At 69.9% G+C, this 20,012-nt stretch carries 19 protein-coding genes; 12 read left to right on the plus strand and 7 right to left on the minus strand.

The window, feature by feature from the left end; translation table 11 throughout:
* Positions 1–105 precede the first annotated feature (105 nt).
* A complete protein-coding gene (locus I6H87_RS24010) occupies positions 106–2,547 on the minus strand; it encodes a TonB-dependent receptor (protein WP_011616970.1) in 2,442 nt (813 codons plus the stop codon).
* 376 nt (positions 2,548–2,923) lie between these two features.
* Here I6H87_RS24010 and I6H87_RS24015 point away from each other — a divergent pair, with 376 nt between their 5' ends.
* From I6H87_RS24015 to I6H87_RS24055, 9 genes are all read left to right on the plus strand, one after another.
* A complete protein-coding gene (locus I6H87_RS24015) occupies positions 2,924–3,919 on the plus strand; it encodes a tripartite tricarboxylate transporter substrate binding protein (protein WP_010809765.1) in 996 nt (331 codons plus the stop codon).
* Complete coding sequence (locus tag I6H87_RS24020; RefSeq protein ID WP_011616972.1) at positions 3,919–4,695, plus strand: ABC transporter ATP-binding protein; 777 nt, start codon at positions 3,919–3,921, stop codon at positions 4,693–4,695. Before I6H87_RS24015 ends, I6H87_RS24020 begins: the two co-directional genes overlap by 1 nt.
* Positions 4,692–5,720 carry a PQQ-dependent catabolism-associated beta-propeller protein gene (locus I6H87_RS24025; RefSeq protein WP_011616973.1) on the plus strand — a complete coding sequence of 343 codons (1,029 nt, stop codon included), beginning with the start codon at positions 4,692–4,694 and terminating at the stop codon, positions 5,718–5,720. The genes I6H87_RS24020 and I6H87_RS24025 overlap by 4 nt, the downstream gene beginning before the upstream one ends.
* Positions 5,713–6,918 carry a type 1 periplasmic-binding domain-containing protein gene (locus I6H87_RS24030; protein ID WP_011616974.1) on the plus strand — a complete coding sequence of 402 codons (1,206 nt, stop codon included), beginning with the start codon at positions 5,713–5,715 and terminating at the stop codon, positions 6,916–6,918. Before I6H87_RS24025 ends, I6H87_RS24030 begins: the two co-directional genes overlap by 8 nt.
* Before the next feature lie 7 nt (positions 6,919–6,925).
* On the plus strand, positions 6,926–7,738 hold the full coding sequence (locus I6H87_RS24035; RefSeq protein WP_010809769.1) for an ABC transporter permease: 813 nt from the start codon (positions 6,926–6,928) through the stop codon (positions 7,736–7,738).
* Between the two features lie 17 nt (positions 7,739–7,755).
* Positions 7,756–8,535 carry a quinoprotein dehydrogenase-associated SoxYZ-like carrier gene (locus I6H87_RS24040; RefSeq protein ID WP_011616976.1) on the plus strand — a complete coding sequence of 260 codons (780 nt, stop codon included), beginning with the start codon at positions 7,756–7,758 and terminating at the stop codon, positions 8,533–8,535.
* Positions 8,532–9,503, plus strand: a complete 972-nt coding sequence (locus tag I6H87_RS24045) for a quinoprotein relay system zinc metallohydrolase 1 (protein WP_011616977.1) — start codon at positions 8,532–8,534, stop codon at positions 9,501–9,503. The genes I6H87_RS24040 and I6H87_RS24045 overlap by 4 nt, the downstream gene beginning before the upstream one ends.
* A gap of 201 nt (positions 9,504–9,704) precedes the next feature.
* Positions 9,705–11,447: a PQQ-dependent methanol/ethanol family dehydrogenase gene (locus I6H87_RS24050; RefSeq protein ID WP_010809772.1), complete on the plus strand. Its 1,743-nt coding sequence runs from the start codon at positions 9,705–9,707 to the stop codon at positions 11,445–11,447.
* Positions 11,448–11,543: 96 nt separating this feature from the next.
* Positions 11,544–11,867, plus strand: a complete 324-nt coding sequence (locus I6H87_RS24055; protein ID WP_010809773.1) for a c-type cytochrome — start codon at positions 11,544–11,546, stop codon at positions 11,865–11,867.
* A gap of 80 nt (positions 11,868–11,947) precedes the next feature.
* On the opposite strand, the gene pqqE is transcribed toward I6H87_RS24055, so the two are convergent.
* The 5 genes from pqqE to pqqA form a co-directional block, all read right to left on the minus strand.
* A complete protein-coding gene (gene pqqE / locus I6H87_RS24060) occupies positions 11,948–13,099 on the minus strand; it encodes a pyrroloquinoline quinone biosynthesis protein PqqE (protein ID WP_010809774.1) in 1,152 nt (383 codons plus the stop codon).
* Complete coding sequence (gene pqqD / locus I6H87_RS24065; RefSeq protein ID WP_010809775.1) at positions 13,071–13,343, minus strand: pyrroloquinoline quinone biosynthesis peptide chaperone PqqD; 273 nt, start codon at positions 13,341–13,343, stop codon at positions 13,071–13,073. The genes pqqE and pqqD overlap by 29 nt, the downstream gene beginning before the upstream one ends.
* A complete protein-coding gene (gene pqqC, locus I6H87_RS24070; protein ID WP_011616979.1) occupies positions 13,340–14,050 on the minus strand; it encodes a pyrroloquinoline-quinone synthase PqqC in 711 nt (236 codons plus the stop codon). Before pqqC ends, pqqD begins: the two co-directional genes overlap by 4 nt.
* On the minus strand, positions 14,047–14,964 hold the full coding sequence (pqqB, locus tag I6H87_RS24075) for a pyrroloquinoline quinone biosynthesis protein PqqB (RefSeq protein WP_011616980.1): 918 nt from the start codon (positions 14,962–14,964) through the stop codon (positions 14,047–14,049). The genes pqqC and pqqB overlap by 4 nt, the downstream gene beginning before the upstream one ends.
* Before the next feature lie 139 nt (positions 14,965–15,103).
* Positions 15,104–15,178 carry a pyrroloquinoline quinone precursor peptide PqqA gene (gene pqqA / locus I6H87_RS24080; RefSeq protein WP_010809778.1) on the minus strand — a complete coding sequence of 25 codons (75 nt, stop codon included), beginning with the start codon at positions 15,176–15,178 and terminating at the stop codon, positions 15,104–15,106.
* 92 nt (positions 15,179–15,270) lie between these two features.
* Here pqqA and I6H87_RS24085 point away from each other — a divergent pair, with 92 nt between their 5' ends.
* The gene (locus tag I6H87_RS24085) at positions 15,271–16,230 is read left to right on the plus strand and encodes an alpha/beta fold hydrolase (RefSeq protein ID WP_010809779.1); all 960 of its coding nucleotides are present in this window, start codon (positions 15,271–15,273) and stop codon (positions 16,228–16,230) included.
* A complete protein-coding gene (locus I6H87_RS24090; protein WP_011616982.1) occupies positions 16,230–17,192 on the plus strand; it encodes an MBL fold metallo-hydrolase in 963 nt (320 codons plus the stop codon). The genes I6H87_RS24085 and I6H87_RS24090 overlap by 1 nt, the downstream gene beginning before the upstream one ends.
* A 30-nt stretch (positions 17,193–17,222) precedes the next feature.
* Here the strand turns inward: I6H87_RS24090 and I6H87_RS24095 are convergent, their stop codons facing one another.
* Complete coding sequence (locus tag I6H87_RS24095; RefSeq protein ID WP_011616983.1) at positions 17,223–19,211, minus strand: sigma-54-dependent Fis family transcriptional regulator; 1,989 nt, start codon at positions 19,209–19,211, stop codon at positions 17,223–17,225.
* A gap of 276 nt (positions 19,212–19,487) precedes the next feature.
* Between I6H87_RS24095 and pedF the strand changes: the two genes are divergently transcribed.
* Positions 19,488–19,967 (plus strand): cytochrome c-550 PedF, encoded by a 480-nt coding sequence (gene pedF, locus I6H87_RS24100; RefSeq protein WP_010809782.1) that lies wholly within the window; start codon positions 19,488–19,490, stop codon positions 19,965–19,967.
* The last annotated feature ends 45 nt before the right edge of the window (positions 19,968–20,012 follow it).

A 20,012-nucleotide genomic window follows, 5' to 3' on the forward strand; every position in this document is an offset into this window, starting at 1 on the left:
TGGCGCTGATCCCCTCTTCCGTAGGGGAGGGGTTGAATACACTCAAACGAGTGAGGGCGACACCGTGGCGCAGGGCGTGGGTGTGGATCTGGCGTGCCTGGCTTGCTACATCCGGAACACCGCCCCCAGCCAGAAGCTGCGCGGCGCGCCCGGTGCCACGAACAGCGCGCTGGCGGCATCCCCCGGTGCCACGTGCGGGCGCACCAGGCTACCGCCGGGGAACACATCGTTCGCGATCTGTCCGTAGGTCTCGTAGCGCCGGTCAAAGACATTGGCCAAGCGTGCATAGATCTCAAACCGCTTGTTCACCTTGTACGCCGCGCGCAGGTTCAGGGTGGCGTAGCCGGGCACATGCCAGTCGGCGGTCTTCGGCGGCGCGCCCGGCTGCGGGTCGCTGCGCAGGCCGTCTTCGTTGCCGCTGGAGACGGTGCCTGACACCGCCACCAGGTCGGCGCCAAGCGTCAGGCCGGCCAGTGCCTGCCAGTCGAGGCCCAGCTTGAGCGTATGGCGGGGCAGGCCCGCCATGCGCATGCCGGGCCGGATGTCGATGGTGCGTTCGCCGGCGGCAAGCTGGCCGGCGGCCTGGTAGGTGGCCTGCAGATAGCTGTACGCAAGCCGCAGCGTGACATCGCCCACGCGCTGGCGGGCGGTGAGGTCCAGACCCTGGTTGCGGGTGCGGTCGAAGTTGGCGAAGTAGCCGAGCTGGGTGTTCGGCGCGCGCAGGAAGAGGATGTCGTCGTGATTGTCGACGCGGTAGAGCGACGCGGTGACTTCGGTGTCCTTGCCGCGGTGCCAGCGCACGCCTGCTTCATAGGAGTGTGAGACCACCTGCTTCAGGTAGGGATCGGCCTGCAGGCCGGCCGGCAGGCGGCAGGGCCGCGTCGGGTCGGCGCAGCCGAGTTCGAGCACGGTCGGTACGCGGTTGTTCTGCGCGTAGCCCCCGAACACGGTGACGCCGCCGCCCAGCTTCTGCGAGAGTCCCAGCGCGGGGTTGAGGCGGCGGTAGGTAAAGCTTTCGCGCGGCTGTCCGCTGCCGTCGCTGTTGCGCAGGGTATTGCTTACCTCGACGTGGTTCCACCTGGCCGAGGCGGTCAGGAAGGTGCTGGGGGTCAGCGACCAGGTGTCGGACAGGTACAGGCCGAGCATGCGCGAGCTGCCGCCGACGCCGGAGAACAGGGCATTGGGGGCGTCCGGGTCGGCCACGGCGCCGCGGTCGTCGGTGAAGGTGCCAGGCTGCGCGTACTGCGAATAGGTCAGGCGGCTGCGGTCCAGGGTCAGGCCGGCGTTGAGCAGGTGGCGGTCGGTCTCCCTGGCCATGCTCAGCGCCATGCCGACGGTCTGCTGCCACATATGGGTGGTGTTGATCACGGCGGGATGCAGCGCGGCGCCTTCGGCCCGGGTCATGCCGCAGTCGGCGCCGAGCGGGCTGCCGTCGGGCGCAAAGCCGTCCTCGCAGTCTTCGGCATAGGCCTCGTAGGCGGGGTTGACATCGCCGTTGGTGGTGTCGCGGCGGCTGGTGCGCACGTAGGCCAGCGCGGCGGCGCTGGTCTTGTCGTCGAACCAGTGGCGGCCGTTGACGACGACCTGGGTCACCTGGTTGCGGGTCTGGTCGGGGTAGGTGTACACGGCGTGGCGGTTGGCCTGGTAGAGGTCTGGCAGCGTGCCATTGGCGCTGGCGTGGAAGCTGGGCACCAGCCCGTTGCCGGTCAGCGTGCTGCGGCCGTGCAGCACGGAGACGTCCAAGCTGTCAGTGTCGCCCGCATAGCCAGCCTTGGCGAAGACGTTGCCAAGCCGGCCGCCCGACTGGTCACGCCAGCCATGCTCCTGAAACAGGGTGCCGGCCGCGAATGCGTGCCAGCCGCTGTCGCTGCGCACGCCGCCGGACAGGTCGGCGCGCTTGCGGGCGCCGCTGCCGTAGGACAGGTCGGCCTCGAAGCCGGGCGAGTCCAGCCCGGAACGAGTGGTCATGGCCAGCGCCCCGCCCAGGGTATTGAGGCCGTAGGCCGGGTTGGCGCTGGACACCAGCGACACGCTCGCCAGCGCGGCTTCCGGGATCATGTCCCAGCTGACCACGTCGCCGAAGGGCTCGTTGACGCGGATGCCGTCCAGGTAGACCGACAGTCCCTGCGGCACGCCCGGAATGGATGAGGCACGGAAGCCGCGGTAGGTGATGTCGGTCTGGAACGGGCTGCCCTGGATGTCGTTGACGTTGACGCCGGCCAGGTTGCGGGACAGGTACTCGGCCAGGTTGCCGGCGCGCGACCGATCCAGGTCGTCGCCGCGCACGGTCTGCACGGTGTAGGGCACCAGGTCGCTGTCGACGCCGATGCCTGGCAGCGGCGCGGCGGCCACCACCAGGACTTCCGGCAGCATGGCGCTGTCCTGGTTTGGGACAGCGGTGTCGTGCTGCGCAACAGCGGGCCGCTGGGTCATCAGGGCGACCGCCATGGCAATCGCGGTGGCGGCGCCGCGGCTGGTCCTGCGGCGGCAAGCCACGGTGTCGCGCGGCGCCTGCCCTGGCGGTGCGGGGCGCGGGTTGGCTGGCATGGTTCCGTCTCCTCCGGATAAGCGGCGCGATACCTGCATTGGGTAGCGCCTGCCCGGAGCTGAGCAGGTTTCGTACCGTGCATCGGGAGTCCGGCACTTGCGCGGTGAGCGGCCCGGGAACGCGCTGGCCGAACCCGCCTTGCGCCGATGCCTGTCACAAAACAGGACAGCTGCGGACACAAGCAGCGGGCCGGTGCTCAACCATGGGACAGTCGTTCGCAGCGCACCGCACAAGGCACGGCCTGGCTGCAGCGTCCGGCAGTGCGTCCGGCGCGGCCAGGCAACGGCTGGCATGGAGCGCGGCCTGATGCTGCGCTGCACATGGTATCGGCCTTGCTCTGTTCACCTGCATCAACACTCTGCCTGGTGCTTAGCCATGTTCCGCCGCCTTGGTCGCTGCCTTGCCTGCCTGCTGTTGCCGTGCCTCGGCCTGGTCCATGCGGGCGCAGCGCTGGCCGAGGGCGCGCACGGGTATCCGTCGCGGCCGATCACGCTGGTGGTGCCATGGCCAGCGGGCGGCGCCACCGATATCTCCATGCGCATCCTGGCGGAGCTGGCCGGGCGCGAGCTGGGGCAGCCGGTCGTGGTGGAGAACCGGCCGGGCGCCGGCGGCACGCTGGTGGGAGGCTTGCTTGCCGCGGCGCGGCCGGACGGCTACACCATCGGCCAGCTGCCGCTGACGGTATATCGCTTCCCGCATCAGCAGAAGACCGCCTGGCAGCCGCTGCGCGACATCCAGCCGGTGCTGATGATCTCGGGCTATACCTTCGGCATCGTGGTGCCCGCAGACAGCCCGTTACGCTCGCTGCGCGACCTGGTCGCCTGGGGCCGCGCGCATCCGGGCGAGCTGACCGTGGGCTCCACCGGCATCGGCACCACCGCCCATCTGGCGATGGAGGACGTGCTCGGGCGCAGCGGCGTGCGCTATATCCACGTGCCGTATCACGGCACCGCTGACCAGATGCTGGCGGTGGCCAACGGTTCGCTGATGGCGGGGGTCAATTCCACCGGCTTCGCGCCTTTCGTCGAGACCGGCAAGCTGCGCTTGCTGGCCGTGTTCAGCGCGCAGCGCTCACCGCGCTGGCCCGAGGTGCCGACGGTAAGCGAGCTGGGCTTTGCCGATGCGGTTCATAACTCGCCCTACGGCATCGGCGTGCCGCGCGGCACCGATCCGGCAATCGTCCGCCGCCTGCATGACGCATTCCGTGCCGCGATGCAGCAGCCGCGCCACCTTGCGGAACTGGCCAGGTACGACCAGGAGCTGACCTACCTGAATACCGCGCAATACGATGACTTCCTGCGCCATGCGTGGGAGACCGAGCGGAGCTTTGCCGAGCGCGTGGGCACCGCGCGGCCCAGGGGGCAGCTGTGATGGCCATGCAAGCGCCGCCGGCGCTGTGCTGCGATGCCGTGCGCAAGGCCTTTGGCAGCCGCGTGGCCCTGGATGGGGTCTCGCTCAGCGTGCGGCGCGGCGAGTTCGTGGCACTGCTCGGCCCCAACGGGGCGGGCAAGACGACGCTGTTCCAGATCCTCAGCGGCCTGTTCGTGGCCGATACCGGGCAGGTCACGGTCATGGGCAGCGACATGCGGCGCGATCCGGTGCGCGCGCTGGCGCGGCTGGGCATCGTGTTCCAGCAGCCGGCCATCGACCTGGACCTGCCGGTGCTGGCCAACCTGCGCTTTCACGCGGACCTGCACGGGCTGCCGCGCGGCGTGGCGGCGCTGCGCATCGCCCGGCTGCTCGATGACTTCGGGCTGGCGGCGCGTGCGCGCGCACCGGTGCGCGAGCTTTCGGGCGGCAACCGGCGCAAGGTGGAACTGGCGCGCGCGCTGCTGCATGAACCGGCCATGCTGCTGCTGGACGAGCCGACGGTGGGGCTGGACCCGGCCTCGCGCGCGCAACTGGTGGCCGATGCGCGGCGCCTGACGGCGCGGGCGCAGGCCGGCGTGCTGTGGGCCACCCACCTGGTGCAGGAGGTGGAGCACGCCGACCGCGTGATCGTGCTGGACCGCGGCATGGTGCGTTTCGACGGCACCCCGGCCGCACTGCGCGGCGCCGCTGCGTGCGACACCCTGGAGGGCGCTTTCCTGGCCATGACGCCGCGGGCCCCTGTCACTGACCCGGCCGCGAGGCGCGTACCCGCATGAACAAGATGCCATCTCCCCGCTGGTTTGCCGGCGCCTTGCTGCTGGTCACGACGCTGCTGGTTGCCGCCGGCCTGGCCGAAGGCGCGCAGGGCGGGGCCGCGCGACCCGCCGGCCAGGCTGGCAACCAGGTCTTTGTCTCGAGCGAGAAGGACGATGCCCTCGCCGTCTTCGATGCCCGCAGCCGGCAGCTGGTCGCGGTATGGCGGCAGTGCAAGCGCCCGCGCCACCTGCAACTGTCGCCCGACCGGACGCGCCTGTACGTGGCCTGCAGCGACGACAACCGGGTGGATGTGGTCGACGTGGCCAGCCGCAAGACCGTGGCATCGCTGCCGGTGGGGGATGATCCGGAGTTGTTCGATCTCAGCCAGGACGGCCGCACGCTCTATGTCTCGAATGAAGAGGACGGGCTGCTGTCGGCCTACGACACGGCGTCGGGCAAGCGCGTGTTCGCGGTCAGGGTGGGCGAGGAGCCGGAGGGCGTCAAGGTCAGCGCCGACGGCAGGCATGTGTACGTGACCTCGGAGGTGGCCAACCTGGTCCATGTCATCGACGTGGCCTCGCGCAAGGTGATCCGCAATATCCAGGTCGGCAACCGGCCGCGGCGGCTGCTGCTGGTGCGCGACGGCAAGGAGCTGTGGGTATCCAACGAGCTCTCGGCCAGCGTCAGCGTGATCCGTACCGATACCTTCGAGGTGGCCCAGACCATCGCCTTCGCGCCGCGGGGCTTTCGCGCCGAGGACGTGACCCCGGTGGGCATGGCGGCCAGCGGCGACGGCACGCGCGCCTATATCGGGCTCGGCCGCGCCAACCATGTCGCGGTGGTCGAGGTGGCGTCGCGCCGGGTGCAGGACTATGTGCTGGTCGGCCGCCGCGCATGGGGGCTGGCGCTGAGCCGCGACAACGCGCGGCTGTATGTCGCCAACGGCCTGTCCGACGATGTCAGCGTGGTGGCCACCGCCAGCCGCAAGGCGGTGGCCACGCTCAAGGCGGGCCGGGTGCCGCATTCGGTGGCGATCGATGACTGAGCGCTCGCGTGCGTGGTGGCAGTGGTGGCGTGCCGGGCTGGGCGCCGTGGCGCTGGGGTGGCTGCCTGCCGCGGTGCACGCTGCCGAGGTGCGCGTGGCGGTCGTGTCGCAGGCCGACGACGCGCGCTATGCGCCCCGGCGCCTGGCGCAGCGCTATCCCGGCCAGCCGCAGGGCCGTGCGCTCGACGGCGCCCAGGTGGCGGCCGCCGAAGCGCGCGTGGCGCTCGGGGCCGCGGGCCAGTCGCTCAGGCTGGAAGCACAGGAAGCCCGCACTGAAGCCGAGGTGGCCCCGCTGGTCGCGGCGCTGGCGCGGCAGGGCACGCGCTATATCCTGCTGGACCTGCCGCCGGCATCGGTCAGGGCGGCCACGGGCGCGGTCAAGCCGGGCGAGGCCTTGTTGTTCAACGTGTCGGCCGACGACGACGCGTTGCGCGGCGCCGGCTGCGCGCCGGTGCTGCTGCACACGCTGCCCAGCCTGCGCATGCGCGCGGATGCGCTGATGCAGTACCTGGCACTGCGCAAATGGCGCCGCGCCCTGCTGCTGAGCGGCCCGTCCGCGGCCGATGCGGCGCAGCGCGACGCGCTGGTGGCGTCGGCGCGGCGCTTTGGCATTGCCTGGTCGGCGCAGCGCGCCTTCCGGCTGTCCAACGACCCGCGTGAGCGCGACCAGGCCAACCTCGGCCTGCTGACCGGCGGCGTGGACTATGACGTGGTGGTGGTGGCCGATGCCGACGGCGAGTTCGCCCGCGGCGTGCCCTACGCCACGCTGCTGCCGCGCCCGGTGGTGGGCGCCGGCGGGCTGGGCGCGCAGGCGTGGCACTGGGCCTGGGAGCGCAATGGCGGGCCGCAGCTCAACCGGCGCTTCATGCGCGCGGCGGGCCGTCCGATGACCGGCTACGACTGGGCTGCCTGGGTGGCGGTCAAGGCCATTGCCGAGAGCGTGGCGCGCCTGCCCGGGGCCGGGTTTGCCGGACAGGCGCAGGCGCTTGCCGCCGGGCAGGTGGTGGTGGACGGCTTCAAGGGGCCGCCGCTGTCGTTCCGCCGCTGGGACCGCCAGCTGCGCCAGCCGGTGTTGCTGGCCCACCCCGACGGCGTGGCCGGCATGGCCCCGGTGGAAGGCGTGTTGCATCCGAAGAACAACCTCGACACCCTGGGCGCCGATGAAGCCGACACGGCGTGCCGGGCCCCATCCGCGTAGCGCACCCATGGCCTCCATCCTGATCCATCGCTGGCGCGCGCTGCGCGCGGTTTGCGGGCGCGAGCTGCGCAAGTACCTGCGCCAGCCCGGGCGCCTGCTGTCGTCGCTGGTGCGCCCGCTGCTGTGGCTGCTGGTGTTTGCCGCGGGCTTCCAGAACGCGCTGGGCGTCGCCATTGCGCCGCCCTACGACACCTACATCGAATACAAGGTCTACGTGGCGCCCGGACTGCTGGGCATGATCGCGCTGTTCAACGGCATGCAGTCGTCGCTGGCCATGGTGTACGACCGCGAGATGGGCGTGATGCGGCTGCTGCTGACCGCGCCGCTGCCGCGGGGCTGGCTGCTGGCTTGCAAGCTGGCGGCGGGTACGGTGCTGTCGCTGCTGCAGATGGCCGCGTTCCTGCTGGTGGCGATGGCCTTCGGCATCCGCTTCGAGTCCCTGCACCTGCTGGCGGCGACGGGCGCCATGGCGCTGGCCGCGCTGATGCTGGGTGCGCTGGGCCTGCTGCTGTCGGTTCATGTGCGCCAGCTCGAGAACTTTGCCGGCACCATGAACTTCGTGATCTTCCCGATGTTCTTCATCAGCTCGGCGCTGTATCCACTGTGGAAGCTGCAGGAGTCGGGCGCGGAGCTGGTGTACCAGCTGGCCCGCTTCAATCCGTTCACCCACGCGGTCGAGGCGATCCGCTTTGCGCTGTACGGGCAGGTGGCGCCGCTGAGCCTGGCGGTGGTGGCGGGCAGCGCGGTGGTGTTCTTCGCGCTGGCGCTGCAGGGCTACGACCCGCAGCGCGGCATGGCGCGCCGGGGGCAGCAGGCATGAGGCGGCGGACGTGGGGCATGCTCCTGCTGATGGCGGCCGCACTGGGCCTGGCCAGTGCGGCGGTAGCGGCTGCCGGGGCAGCGGGCGCCGTCATCGCGCACAGCGATCCGCTGCAGTCGCCGCAATGGGCCTGGATCCACAAGGAGCTGCTGCAGTCTGGCCCGGTGGTGTTCGACAGCCGCGTCAGGGTGACCGGGCCGGCGTTTGCGGAAGACCCCATGCGCGTGCCGATCGCCTTCGATGCCTCGGCGCTGGGCGAAGTGGATCGCATCGTGGTGGCGGTCGACCGCAACCCGATCCGCGAGGTGCTGGCGTTCGAACCGCTGCGGGTGCGCCCGTCGCTGTCGTTCCGCTTCAAGCTGGAACAGGCTTCGCCGGTGCGGGTGGCGGCGCGCACGCGCGATGGCACCTGGCATGTCGGCAGCGTGCTGGTCAATGCCGGCGGCGGGGGCTGTACGGTGCCCGGCGCCACCCGCCGCGACGGCAGCTGGAGCCGCACGCTCAATCGCGTGGACGCGCGCGTGTTCCCGGGCTTCGGCGGGGCCGCGGCACGCGTGCGGCTGCGCGTGATGCATCCGATGGATACCGGACTGGCAGCGGGCATCCCGGCGTTCCACATCGAGACCCTGGTTCTTGCCGACGCGGCCCGGCAGCCGCTGCTGCGCCTGACGCTGCATGAGCCGGTTGCCGAGAATCCGATCTTCTCCTTCGACCTGCGCGATGCCGTGCCGCCGGGCATGACGGTGGCCGGCCACGACAACAACGGCAACCGCATCGCGGCGCGGGTGTCACCATGAAGCGGCGATTGCTACTGTGGTTGCTGCTATGCCTGGCGGGCCAGCCCGTGCCGCCGGCATTCGCCCAGCAGGCTGCGCTGCAGCCTCCTGACTATCGCCTGGCCCCGCGCGAGATCGCCGCGGGCGTGTGGCTGCTGGAAGGCGCCAATGCCGACTTCGCGCCCGGCAACGGCTGCAACATCATCAATACGGCGTTCATCGACACCGGCGACGGCATAGTGGTTATCAACACCGGCCCGTCGCGGCTGTATGGCGAGCAGCAGCGCAAGGCGATTGCATCGGTCACGGCCGCCCCGGTGCGGCTGGTGCTGAACCTGAACCTGCATCCCGACTATTTCTTCGGCAACCAGGCCTATGCCGATGTGGGCGGCAGCGCCCTGGCCGGCACCATCGACGGGGCGCGGCGCGAGGGCGCCGCTTATGCCGACAACCTCTACCGCCTGTGCGGCGACTGGATGCGCGGCACCGAGCCCGTGCCGGCTGCGCACGCGCTGGCGCCGGGCCGGCTCACGATCGGGCGCCATACGCTGGAGATGGTGCGCCTGGACGGCCATACCGGCGACGACCTGGTGGTGCTGGACCACAGCGCGGGCGTGGTCTTTGCCGGCGGGCTGGTGTTCCGGCAACGCATTCCGACCACGCCGCACGCGGATATCGGCCGCTGGCTGGCCAGCCTGGGCCGGCTGCAGGCGCTGCTGGCCGACAGCGGGGCGCGCGTGCTGGTCCCCAGCCACGGGCCAGTGCCTGCGGCCGGCGGCGGCGCTGAGGCCATCGCGCAGACGCGCGGCTACCTGCAATGGCTGGACACGCGCCTGCGCGAGGCCGCGGCGCAGGGGCGGGACCTGGCCGAGGTCATGGCGATGCCGGTGCCGCAGCCCTACGCGCACTGGGCCGCGATGCCCGCGGAGTACCTGCGCAACGTCGGCCATCTCTACCCTGCGCGTGAGGAAGCCGCGCTTGGCCACTGACGCTGGCCAGCCGAGGCGGGCTGTTCAGTTCTGGAGCAACTGCAACGCAGTGTTGCGCGCTGGCACGGCCGTCATCACGCAACCGGGCCGCAACCGGCGTGCTGGTGCGGGGATGCGACTGGCATGGGAATTGCCAAAGGCGTGTCTGGTGGGTGGCGCAGTGGCGCACCTGGGAAACCCAAAACAAGAGAGGAGATGGCAATGAGGACGTTACGAGTAGTGATGGCGGTTGCGGCTGCCGCGGCCAGTCTGGCCGCGCAGGCGGCTGTGACCGATGCCATGATCGAGAACGACGCAAAGAGCCCCGGCGATGTGTTGTCGTGGGGCATGGGCCCGCAAGGCCAGCGCTATTCCACGCTGTCGCGCATCAATACGAAGAACGTCGGGCAGCTGGTGCCGGCGTGGTCGTTCTCGTTTGGCGGCGAGAAGCAGCGCGGGCAGGAATCGCAGCCGCTGATCCATGACGGCAAGATGTTCGTGACGGCCTCGTATTCGCGCATCTATGCGCTGGACCTGAAGACCGGGCGCAAGCTCTGGAAGTATGAGCACCGGCTGCCCGAAGGCATCATGCCGTGCTGCGACGTGGTGAACCGCGGTGCGGCACTCTACGACAACCTGGTGATCTTCGGCACGCTCGATGCGCAGCTGGTGGCGCTGGACCAGAAGACCGGCAAGGTGGTGTGGAAGGAGAAGCTGGAGGACTACGCCGCCGGCTATTCGTACACGGCGGCGCCCATGATCGTCAAGGGCATGGTGCTGACCGGCATCTCGGGCGGCGAGTTCGGCGTGGTGGGCCGGGTCGACGCACGCGATGCCAAGACCGGGCAGCTGGTGTGGTCGCGGCCGGTGGTCGAAGGCCATATGGGCTACAAGTACGACAAGGACGGCAACAAGACCGAGAACGGCGTGACCGGCACCGCCAACGCAAGCTGGCCGGGCGAGACCTGGAAGACCGGCGGCGCCGCCACCTGGCTGGGCGGCACCTACGATCCGGCCACCGGGCTGGTGTACTTCGGCACCGGCAATCCGGGGCCGTGGAACAGCCATATCCGCAAGGGCGACAACCTCTACTCGGCCTCGACGGTGGCGCTGGATCCCGCCACCGGCAAGATCGCCTGGCACTACCAGAACACCCCGAACGACGGCTGGGATTTCGATGGCGTCAATGAGTTCGTGACCTTCGACCTGGACGGCAAGCGCATGGGCGGCAAGGCCGACCGCAATGGCTTCTTCTACGTCAACGACGCGGCCAGCGGCAAGCTGGTCAACGCCTTCCCCTTCGTCAGGAAGATCACCTGGGCCACCGGCATCGACCTGAAGAGCGGCCGCCCCAACTACATCGCCGAAGGCCGCCCCGGCGACCCCGCCGCCGGCAGCGACGAGAAGAAGGGCAAGTCCGTGTTTGCCGCGCCGGGCTTCCTTGGCGGCAAGAACCAGCAGCCGATGGCCTACAGCCCGCAGACCGGCCTGTTCTACGTGCCCGCCAACGAGTGGGGCATGGATATCTGGAACGAGCCCATCAGCTACAAGAAGGGCGCTGCCTTCCTGGGCGCGGGTTTCACCATCCGTCCGCTGAACGAGGACTATATCGGCACGCTGCGGGCCATCAACCCCAAGAGCGGCAAGATCATGTGGGAGGTCAAGAACAGCGCGCCGCTGTGGGGCGGGGTGATGACCACCGCCGGCGGGCTGGTGTTCTGGGGCACGCCGGAAGGCTACCTGAAGGCGGCCGACGCCAGGACCGGCAAGGAGCTGTGGCAGTTCCAGACCGGCAGCGGCGTGGTGGCGCCCCCGGTCACCTGGGAAGAGAACGGCGAGCAGTACGTGGCGGTGGTGTCCGGCTGGGGCGGCGCGGTGCCGCTGTGGGGCGGCGAGGTGGCCAAGCGCGTGAACTTCCTGGAGCAGGGCGGCTCGGTGTGGGTGTTCAAGCTGCACAAGAGCTGAGCTGGCGGGAGATGACACTGCCAGGCGCCCGCATCGCATCATGGGTGCGATGCGGGCGCCGGGCGCGGGTGCAACAGGATGAAACGGGACTCAGGTATGAAGAAGGAATGGATGGCGCTGGCGGTGGCTTCGGCGCTGCTGCCGGGCGCGGCGCTGGCCGGCACGGCCGCCGACATGCAGGCCCTGGCCGACAAGAGCGGCTGCTTTTCCTGCCATGGCATGCAGTCAAAGCTGGTGGGCCCGGGGTTTGCCGAGGTGGCTGCCAAGTACAAGGGCGACAGCCAGGCGGCGGAGCGGCTGGCAAAGAAGATCCGCGAAGGCGGCAAGGGCGCGTGGGGGCGGATTCCGATGCCGCCGCATGGCAGCCTTGCTGAGGACGATGCGAAGAAACTGGCGGAGTGGGTGTTGAGTGCCAGCTGAGGCCGGCGACTGTCTTGACGATGCCGGCATGCCGGCAAGGAACCCCGGCTGGCGCCTGCCATGCCGGGGTTTTTCCTTTCTTAGCGCTGGCCGCTGCTCAGCCGCAGCGAGTTGCCATCGCTGCGAAATACCATCGCTTGCTCGCGTGCCTGCGCCACGGCCAGCCGGCCCTGCAGCACGATCTCGCTGACCTTGTCGTGCGCGCCGGAGCGCTCGCACACCGGGTCCGTGGCGGTGGCGTCGCCGGTGACCAGGAACGCCTGGCAGCGGCAGCCGCCGTAGTCCTGCTCGCGCTGGTCGCAGGAACGGCAGGGTTCCTGCATCCACTGCGTGCCGCGGAAACGGCGGAAGGCATCGCTTTCGGTCCAGATCTCGCGCAGCCCCTGCGTGGCGACATTGGGCAGCGCCAGGCCCGGCAGCATGCGCGCCGCGTGGCAGGGCAGCGCGGTGCCGTCCGGCGCCACGCCAAGGAAGGTGGTGCCCCAGCCGTTCATGCACTTCTTGGGCCGCGCCTCGAAGTAATCAGGCACGACGAACAGGATCTGGCATTGCCTGCCGATGCGCGCGCGGTACTGCCGGACCACGGCCTCGGCCTCGCGCAGCTGCTCATGGGTGGGCAGCAGCGCCAGCCGGTTCTCCCAGGCCCAGCCGTAGTACTGCGTGTTGGCCAGTTCCAGGTATTCGGCGCCCATCTGCAGGGCCATCTCGATGATGGTGCCGACATGCGGCAGGTTATGCCGGTGCAGCACGCAGTTCATCACCATCGGATAGCCGTGCGCCTTGATCATGCGCGCCACGCGCTGCTTCAGGTCGAAGGTGCGGGTGCTGGACAGGAAGTCGTTGAGCTCGCGGGTGGAGTCCTGGAACGACAGCTGGATATGGTCCAGGCCGGCGTCGCGCAGGGCGGCAAGGCGGGCGTCGGTCAGGCCCACGCCCGAGGTGATGAGGTTGGTGTAGAAGCCCAGGCCATGCGCATGCCTGACCAGTACTTCAAGGTCCTTGCGCAGCAGTGGTTCGCCGCCGGACAGCCCGAGCTGCACCGCGCCCAGCGCCCGCGCCTGGCTGAACACGTCGCACCATTGCACGGTGCTCAGCTCGGCCGTATGCCGGGCATAGTCCACCGGGTTGGAGCAGAAGGCGCAATGCAGCGGGCAGCGGTAGGTCAGCTCGGCCAGCAGCCACAGCGGCGGGCCGGGCGCGGCCTCAGACCAGCCAGCCGCGTTCGATCGCATGTTTGACAAAGGCATGTACCTCCGGGGCGATTCCCTGCACGCCAAACGCGGCCTGCAGGTCGTCGATCAGCATGTCCAGCGTGTGGCTGCCGTCGCAGCGCTGCAGGATCGCGGCGGCGCTGTCGTTGAGGGTGACCATGCCTTCCGGGTACAGCAGCACCCAGCTTTGCTGGGAGGCTTCCCATTGCAGGCGAAAGGTCCGGTGCAGGGTCGGTCTGGCGAGGTCTTGCGTGCTGGCTGTCATGGGTTGGCTTGCTGGATGGCGTCGAGCATCGACCAGAGCACGTCGAGCTTGAACTGCAGGATGTCGAGGGCGCGCTGCTGTTGCGCCGCGCTGCGGAAATGGCCCAGCGTCACGCGCAGGCCATGGTCCACGTCGCGCTGCGCGAGCGGAATGCGAGAGCGGAAGTAGTCCAGCCCGGCGGCCTCGATCCACGGGTAATGCGTGGGCCAGCCGGCCAGGCGTTCCTTGTGGATTGCGGGCGCGAACATCTCCGTCAGCGACGAGCACACGGCTTCCTGCCACGGTGCGCGGCGCGCAAAGTTGACGTAGGCATCGACGGCAAAGCGCACCCCGGGCAGCACGTGCCGGTGGCTCAGCAGTGCTTCGCGCTCCAGGCCCACCGCCTGGCCCAGGCGCAGCCAGGCCTCGATGCCGCCGGGCTGGGTGTCGGTGCCGTCGTGGTCAAGGATGCGCACCACCCACTCGCGGCGGGTGTCGCGCTCGGGGCAATTGGACAGGATGGCGGCGTCCTTCAGCGGGATGTTGTCCTGATAGTAGAAGCGGTTGGCCACCCATGCGCGGATCTGCGCGGGCGAACACTGGCCTGCCGCCATGCGCTGGTTGAAGGGATGGTGGATGTGGTAGCCGCTTTCCATGGCGCGCAGGCGGGCCTCGAACTCGGCCTCGGTCCAGGCGATGGGGGGGATGGGGAGGATGGCAGTTGTCATAGGGCGATTTCCATGCCGTCGTACGCCACCTCGATGCCATGCCGCGCCAGCTCTGCGCGCTCGGGCGAGTCTTCCACCAGCACCGGGTTGGTATTGTTGATATGGATAAGAATCTTGCGGCTGGCGGGCAGCCGCTCCAGGACCTCGATCATGCCGCCGGGTCCCGACAGGGCCAGGTGGCCCATGTCGGCGGCGCTCTTGCCCGAGAAGCCAGGCGCCTGCATCTCGTCGTCGCGCCAGAAGGTGCCGTCGACCAGCACGATGTCGGCGCTGTGCAGCTCGGCAAAGACGTGGTCGTCGATGCGGCCCAGGCCGGGCGCATAGAAGGCGCTGCGGCCGCTGCGGCGGTCTTCGATGCGCAGGCCGATGTTGTCGCCCGCGCGCGGCGCGTGGCGGTTGGGCGAGTAGGGCGGGGCCTTGCTCTCCAGCGGTATCGCCGTCAGTGTCAGGCCGTCCAGCGGCGGGACTGAAAACGCGGTGCCGTCGCAGGGCAGGGCATGCGTCCGCAGTCCGCAGTAGTGCGACAGGATGCGCGTCAGCGGGAAGGCGGCGCCCAGGTCGTCCAGCACGGCGGCGGTGGCATAGAGCGGCAGCGCCTCGCGGTGTTCGCGCAGCATCAGCAGGCCGGTGACGTGGTCGATCTGCGCATCCATCAGCACGACCGCGGCGATGGCGGTGTCGCGCGGCGCGCGCGCGGGCTGCAGCGCGGGTGCCTGGCGCAGCTGCTGCAGGATATCGGGCGAGGCATTGACCAGGATGGCATCAGGCCCGTCGCCCGTCAGCGCGATCGAGGATTGCGTGCGCGGCGTGGCGCGCACCGTGCCGCGGCGCACGCCGTCGCAGTTGTGGCAGTTGCAGTTCCACTGCGGAAAGCCGCCGCCGGCGGCCGACCCCAGTACCCGGATGCTTGTCATGGCGTGAGCGCTTGGTGTTGGGTCATGCTTCACGGGGCAGGCGCCAGGCCTGGCGTCTGCCTGCGTTGGTTGTGCTTGCGGTCCGCGGCTTGCCTGTCGGCGCAGCGCCGGTCGCAGGCGCCGCGGCACCGCGGCACCCTCAGCGGTTGGCGATGTACATCGTGATTTCAAAGCCAAGCCGCAGCTCGGTGTAGGCGGGGGTGGTCCAGCGCATGTCTCTCTCCTTGGGTGGCATGGTTAGTGAATATCGTTGTGCAGCGGCGCCTGGCTGCCGCCCGACTGCCGCATCCCTTCAAGGCAACATCCATGCCCGACGCATCAACGATTTCTGCCGGCTTTTCCGACGCGGCCACCACCTTCCACCTGCGTACGCCCGATGCCCAGCGCGTGCATGTGCGGCTGGCCGGCGCCGCGGACGGCGAGCCGTGGCTGGTGCTGCATGGCGGGCCGGGCAGCGGCTGCTCTGCCGCCATGGCGCAGTGGTTCGACCCGCGGCGGCACCGCGTGGTGATGCCGGACCAGCGCGGCGCCGGCCGCTCCAGGCCGGCCGGCTGCCTGCGCCGCAATACCGTGGGCGCGCTGCTGGCCGACCTGGAGCAGCTGCGCCGCGCGCTGGGCATCGAGCGCTGGGGCGTGGTGGGCGGATCATGGGGTGCAGCACTTGCCCTGGCGTACGCGGCGCAATGCCCGCACGCCGTGGCGGCGCTGGTCCTGCGCGGCTCCTTCCTGACCGGCCGCGACGATGTGCTCGCGCTGTTTTCACCGCGCCATGGGGGCCGCCGCATGCTGCATTGCGTCAAGGCATGGGGCGAGCGCTTGCCCGATGCGCGCGCGCGGCTGCTCACTGTGTCACGGCTGTTGCAAAGTGGTACGCCTGTTCAAAAACGGGACACTGCCGCGGCGTGGCAGGCGAGCGAACAGGCGTGGTTGGGTCTTTCCCCTGCGTCGCATTCGCGCCGGCAGCGGCGGCCTGAGCGCATGGCCGCGGTGAACAAATACCGGATCCAGGCGCACTACCTGCGCAACCGGGCCGGACTGGGCAAGCCGGCCCTGCTCAGCGCGGCGCGGGTCATCGGCGCGCATGGCCTGCCGGTGACGCTGCTGCATGGCCGCGCCGACAAGGTCTGCCGTCCCGCCAACGCGCTGCGCCTGCAGGCCGCCATGCCGGGCGCAAGGCTGGCCTGGGTGGACGGCGGACACCTGGCGGCAGGGGCCATGCGCGACGCCCTGGTGGCCGCGATCCGCGCCGCGGGCTGGCAGCGGTGATGCCCACGACGCGGCGCGGCTTTCTTGGCGCCACGCTTGCGCTGGCCATGAACGGCTGGCGCCCGGCGGCCGCTGCCGGCACGCGGGTCACGCTGGAGCGGCTGCAGCCAGGCGTGTACGTGGCCCGCGCCGGCAATGCCGAAGTGGCGCGCGCCAACGCCGCCGAAGTGGTGCCGACCCTGGTCCACCTGAGCGGTGCGGGCGTGCTGGTGGTGGACCCCGGGCCGCAGGCGGCGTGGGGCGGTGCGCTGCTCGGCGCCATCCGGGCGCTGACGCCGCAGCCCGTGCGTTGGGTGGTCAACACGCATGCCCACCCGGAGAACGTGCTGGCCAATGCCGCGTTCGCACGGCTGCGGCCCCGGCCCGTGTTCCTGGCCTCCGCCGCCACGGCTGCGCTGATGCGGCAACGCTGCGCGGCCTGCCTGGCCCGCATGGCGACGCTGCTCGGCAGCGGTACCATGCGCGGCGCCGCGATAGTCTTGCCGGAGCCCGCGCTGCAGCCCGATGGCTGGCTGCACACCGGCGCTACCGCCTGGCAGGTGCAGGTTTATGCGAATGCGCACAGTGCCTCGGATACGGTGCTGTACGCGCCGCGGCTGCAGCTGCTGTGTGCGGGTGGCCTGGCTTACCGCGAGCGCGTGCCGGAGATGCACGAGGCCTCGCTGCAGGGGTGGCGCCGTGCGCTGCGGCGGCTGCAGGAGCTGCCGGCGCGCACGGTGGTGGGCACCGCGGCGGGCACGCCCGCCCAGACGCTGGCGCCGACGCTGGCTTACCTGGATGCGCTGGCGCACGGAATCGGCGCCGCGCTGGCCGCGGGCAGCGATGCCTCGCGCGCCAATGACGCCGTGGCGGCGGTGCCGTTCCGGCACTGGCGCCATTTCCAGTCGCGCCACCCGCTGAACGTGCAGCGCGCCTGGCGCGAGCTGGAAGACCTGTGGATGCAGGGCGAGCCGCTGGCCTGAGCGCGGGGCTGCCCTGGTGCGTGGCCCGAATCAGCCGGCCTGGTGGGGCAGCCCGCGGGCCTCTTCCATTTTCCGGTAGACCGTATTGCGCGAGATCCCCAGCGCCTTGGCCGCCGCAGAGATGTTCCCGTTGTGCGCCTTGACCGTGGCGACAATGGCCATGGCCTCGACATCGGCCAGCCGCGTGGGCTGCGCGCCCGGCAACATATGGGCCGCGGGCACCGCCGCATGCCCCTGGCGCTCGCGCAGGTCATCGAGGAAGTCGTCGGGCAGGTGGTCCTCGGTGATCTCAGCTTCGCCTTCGGCCATCAGCCGCGCGGTGCGCAGCAGGTTGCACAGCTGGCGGATATTGCCCGGCCAGTGGTAGCGGCGGAACATCTCCATCACCGACTCGCGGATGCGGGGCGGCTCGCCGGGTTGCACGCCCGCCTGGTCCTGGCGCAGCAGCCTGGCGGCCACCGCGTCGAGGTCGCCGCGCTCGCGCAGGGCCGGCAGCCGCACCACCAGCCCGTTGAGGCGGTAGTAGAGGTCTTCGCGGAACTGGCCGTTGGCGACCAGGTCACGCAGGTTGCGGTTGGTGGCGCATACCACCGAGACGTCGACATGGATGACCTTGCTGCTGCCCAGCGGCGACACCGCGCGTTCCTGCAGCGCGCGCAGCAGCCGTCCTTGCAGATGCAGCGGCATGTCCCCGATCTCGTCCAGGAACAGCGTGCCGCCGTTGGCCAGCAGCATCTTGCCGATGCCGCCCTTCTTGCGGGCGCCGGTGAAGGCGCCTTCTTCATAGCCGAACAGCTCGGACTCGATCAGGGTTTCCGGGATGGAGGCGCAGTTCACGGCAATGAAGGGCCCGGCATGGCGCGGGCTGTCGGCGTGGATGGCGCGCGCCATCAGTTCCTTGCCGGTACCGGTCTCGCCCAGCACCATCACCGGAATATCCTTGCCGATGACCTTGCGCAGCTTGCCGATGACCGCGCGGATCTGCGCGTCGCCCGTGTCCAGGTCGTCCAGCCCGGGTGAGCGGGCGGGGCCTGCGGCCAGGCTGCGCGGTGCGGCGGCCGTGCCAGGCTGGACTGCTTGGCCGGCATCGGTGTTGCCCGGCAGCGATGCGGCGGGTGACTTCCATTCGACCCGGGCGCTGACCTTGACGCCGCTCGGCAGGTGCAGCTGGACGATGCCCGCATGAGCCGCGCGCACCGCGTCGAACAGCTGCGACATCGACAGCCCGAACAGCGAGGAGAAGGTGTGCGCATGCAGGGCGCCATTGGACAGGCCAAGCTGGAACTGCCCGCTGCGGTTGGCTGACAGGAAGCGCCCGCCGGGCGTGAAGGAGACGATGCCCTCGACCAGCGTGCCCAGGAACTCCGCGCGCGAATGGAAGCGGATGCACACCATGTCACGGAAGGCGTTGCCGAACAGCTGGTTCTCGATCATCTGCGCCGACATCCGCACCAGCGCCATGGTGTGCTTGTGGAAACCGCGCTGGTCGCCGGTCACATCCAGCGCCCCCACGGTCTTGCCGTAAGGGTCGAGGATGGTCATGCACGAGCAGGTCAGGAACTGGTTGGCCTCCAGGAAGTGGTCGGCGCCGTGTACCAGCGTGGCCCGGTTCTCGGCCAGGGCCGTGCCGATGGCGTTGGTGCCGCGGCGCGCTTCCGACCACTCCGCGCCCGGGCGCAGCGCGACCTGGTTGGCCCGGGCCAGAAAGTCGTCATCGCCCATCGAGTGCAGGATCAGGCCATCGGCGTCGGTCAGGATGACCATGCTCTGCGTATTCACGATCTGGTCGTAGAGCGTTTCCATCACCGGCAGCGCATAGGCGAACAGCGACTGGCTACGCTCGATCCGCGTTTTCAGCTCGCTCTGCAGCACCGGGCAGAAGTCGGGCGATTCATAGGGACGCAGGCCATAGGACTCGGAACGCTGGTGGGCCTGGGCAATCAGTTGGTCGCGCTCGGGCTGCCCTGTGTCACCCGGGGCGCCCGCCGCGGGGCGGGCCGGTTCCGGCTGGAAGGTCATTTCTCTGTCTCCTGTGGAAAGTCCGCCCGCGGTCTTTGCGCGGGTCGCTGTCGGCGCCTTCGCCGGGCGCATGGTCGACAGTGTTGCGTCATGAAGCAAAACACTTGCCAGGGTGTGGCAATCCGGGACACCCGTGCCGCGATGCTGCGTTTCAGACAACGATGGCGGCGCGGCGAAGCCTGCTTTCAGGCGCCTCCGGGCCTGGTCCGGCTGGCTGGTATGGCTCTTGCGGAAACAGGGCAAACAACCAAGACCCGTCCACTGTAGGAGACATCCATGAAAACGCAGCGCCGCCTGCTTGCCTTGCTCGCGCTTTGCGCGTCCCTGACCGCCCTCCCGGCCGGCTCCGTGCTGGCCCATGGCGACGTCACGCCCCAGGCCGTCGATACCAAAGCGTTACCACAACTGGGCGACGAATGGCGCCCGGACAATCCCTACCGTAGCGGTGATGCGCACAAGGAGGCTCTGCGGATCGGCAGCTCGGCCTATAACCAGAACTGCGCGCGCTGCCATGGCCTGGAAGCGGTGTCAGGGGGCATCGCGCCGGACCTGCGCAAGCTGGACGGCGACTGCGTCTCGCTGGCGGATGCAAAGAAGAAGCAGGCATGCATGAGCGAGATCTCGCAGTTCTACACCACCACCGTGCGCAAGGGCCGCACGCGCGACGGCCGCGTCTACATGCCGCCGTTCGACGGCGTGCTGAGCCAGGAGGCGGTGTGGGCCATCAAGACCTACCTGGAGTCGCGCCACGAGTAAGAGGCGGTTGCGCCGGCAGTCCTTCACGTTGTCCAGCCCCGGCCC

Origin of the sequence: Cupriavidus necator (assembly GCF_016127575.1) — a bacterium.
GTDB classification, from domain to species: domain Bacteria; phylum Pseudomonadota; class Gammaproteobacteria; order Burkholderiales; family Burkholderiaceae; genus Cupriavidus; species Cupriavidus necator_D.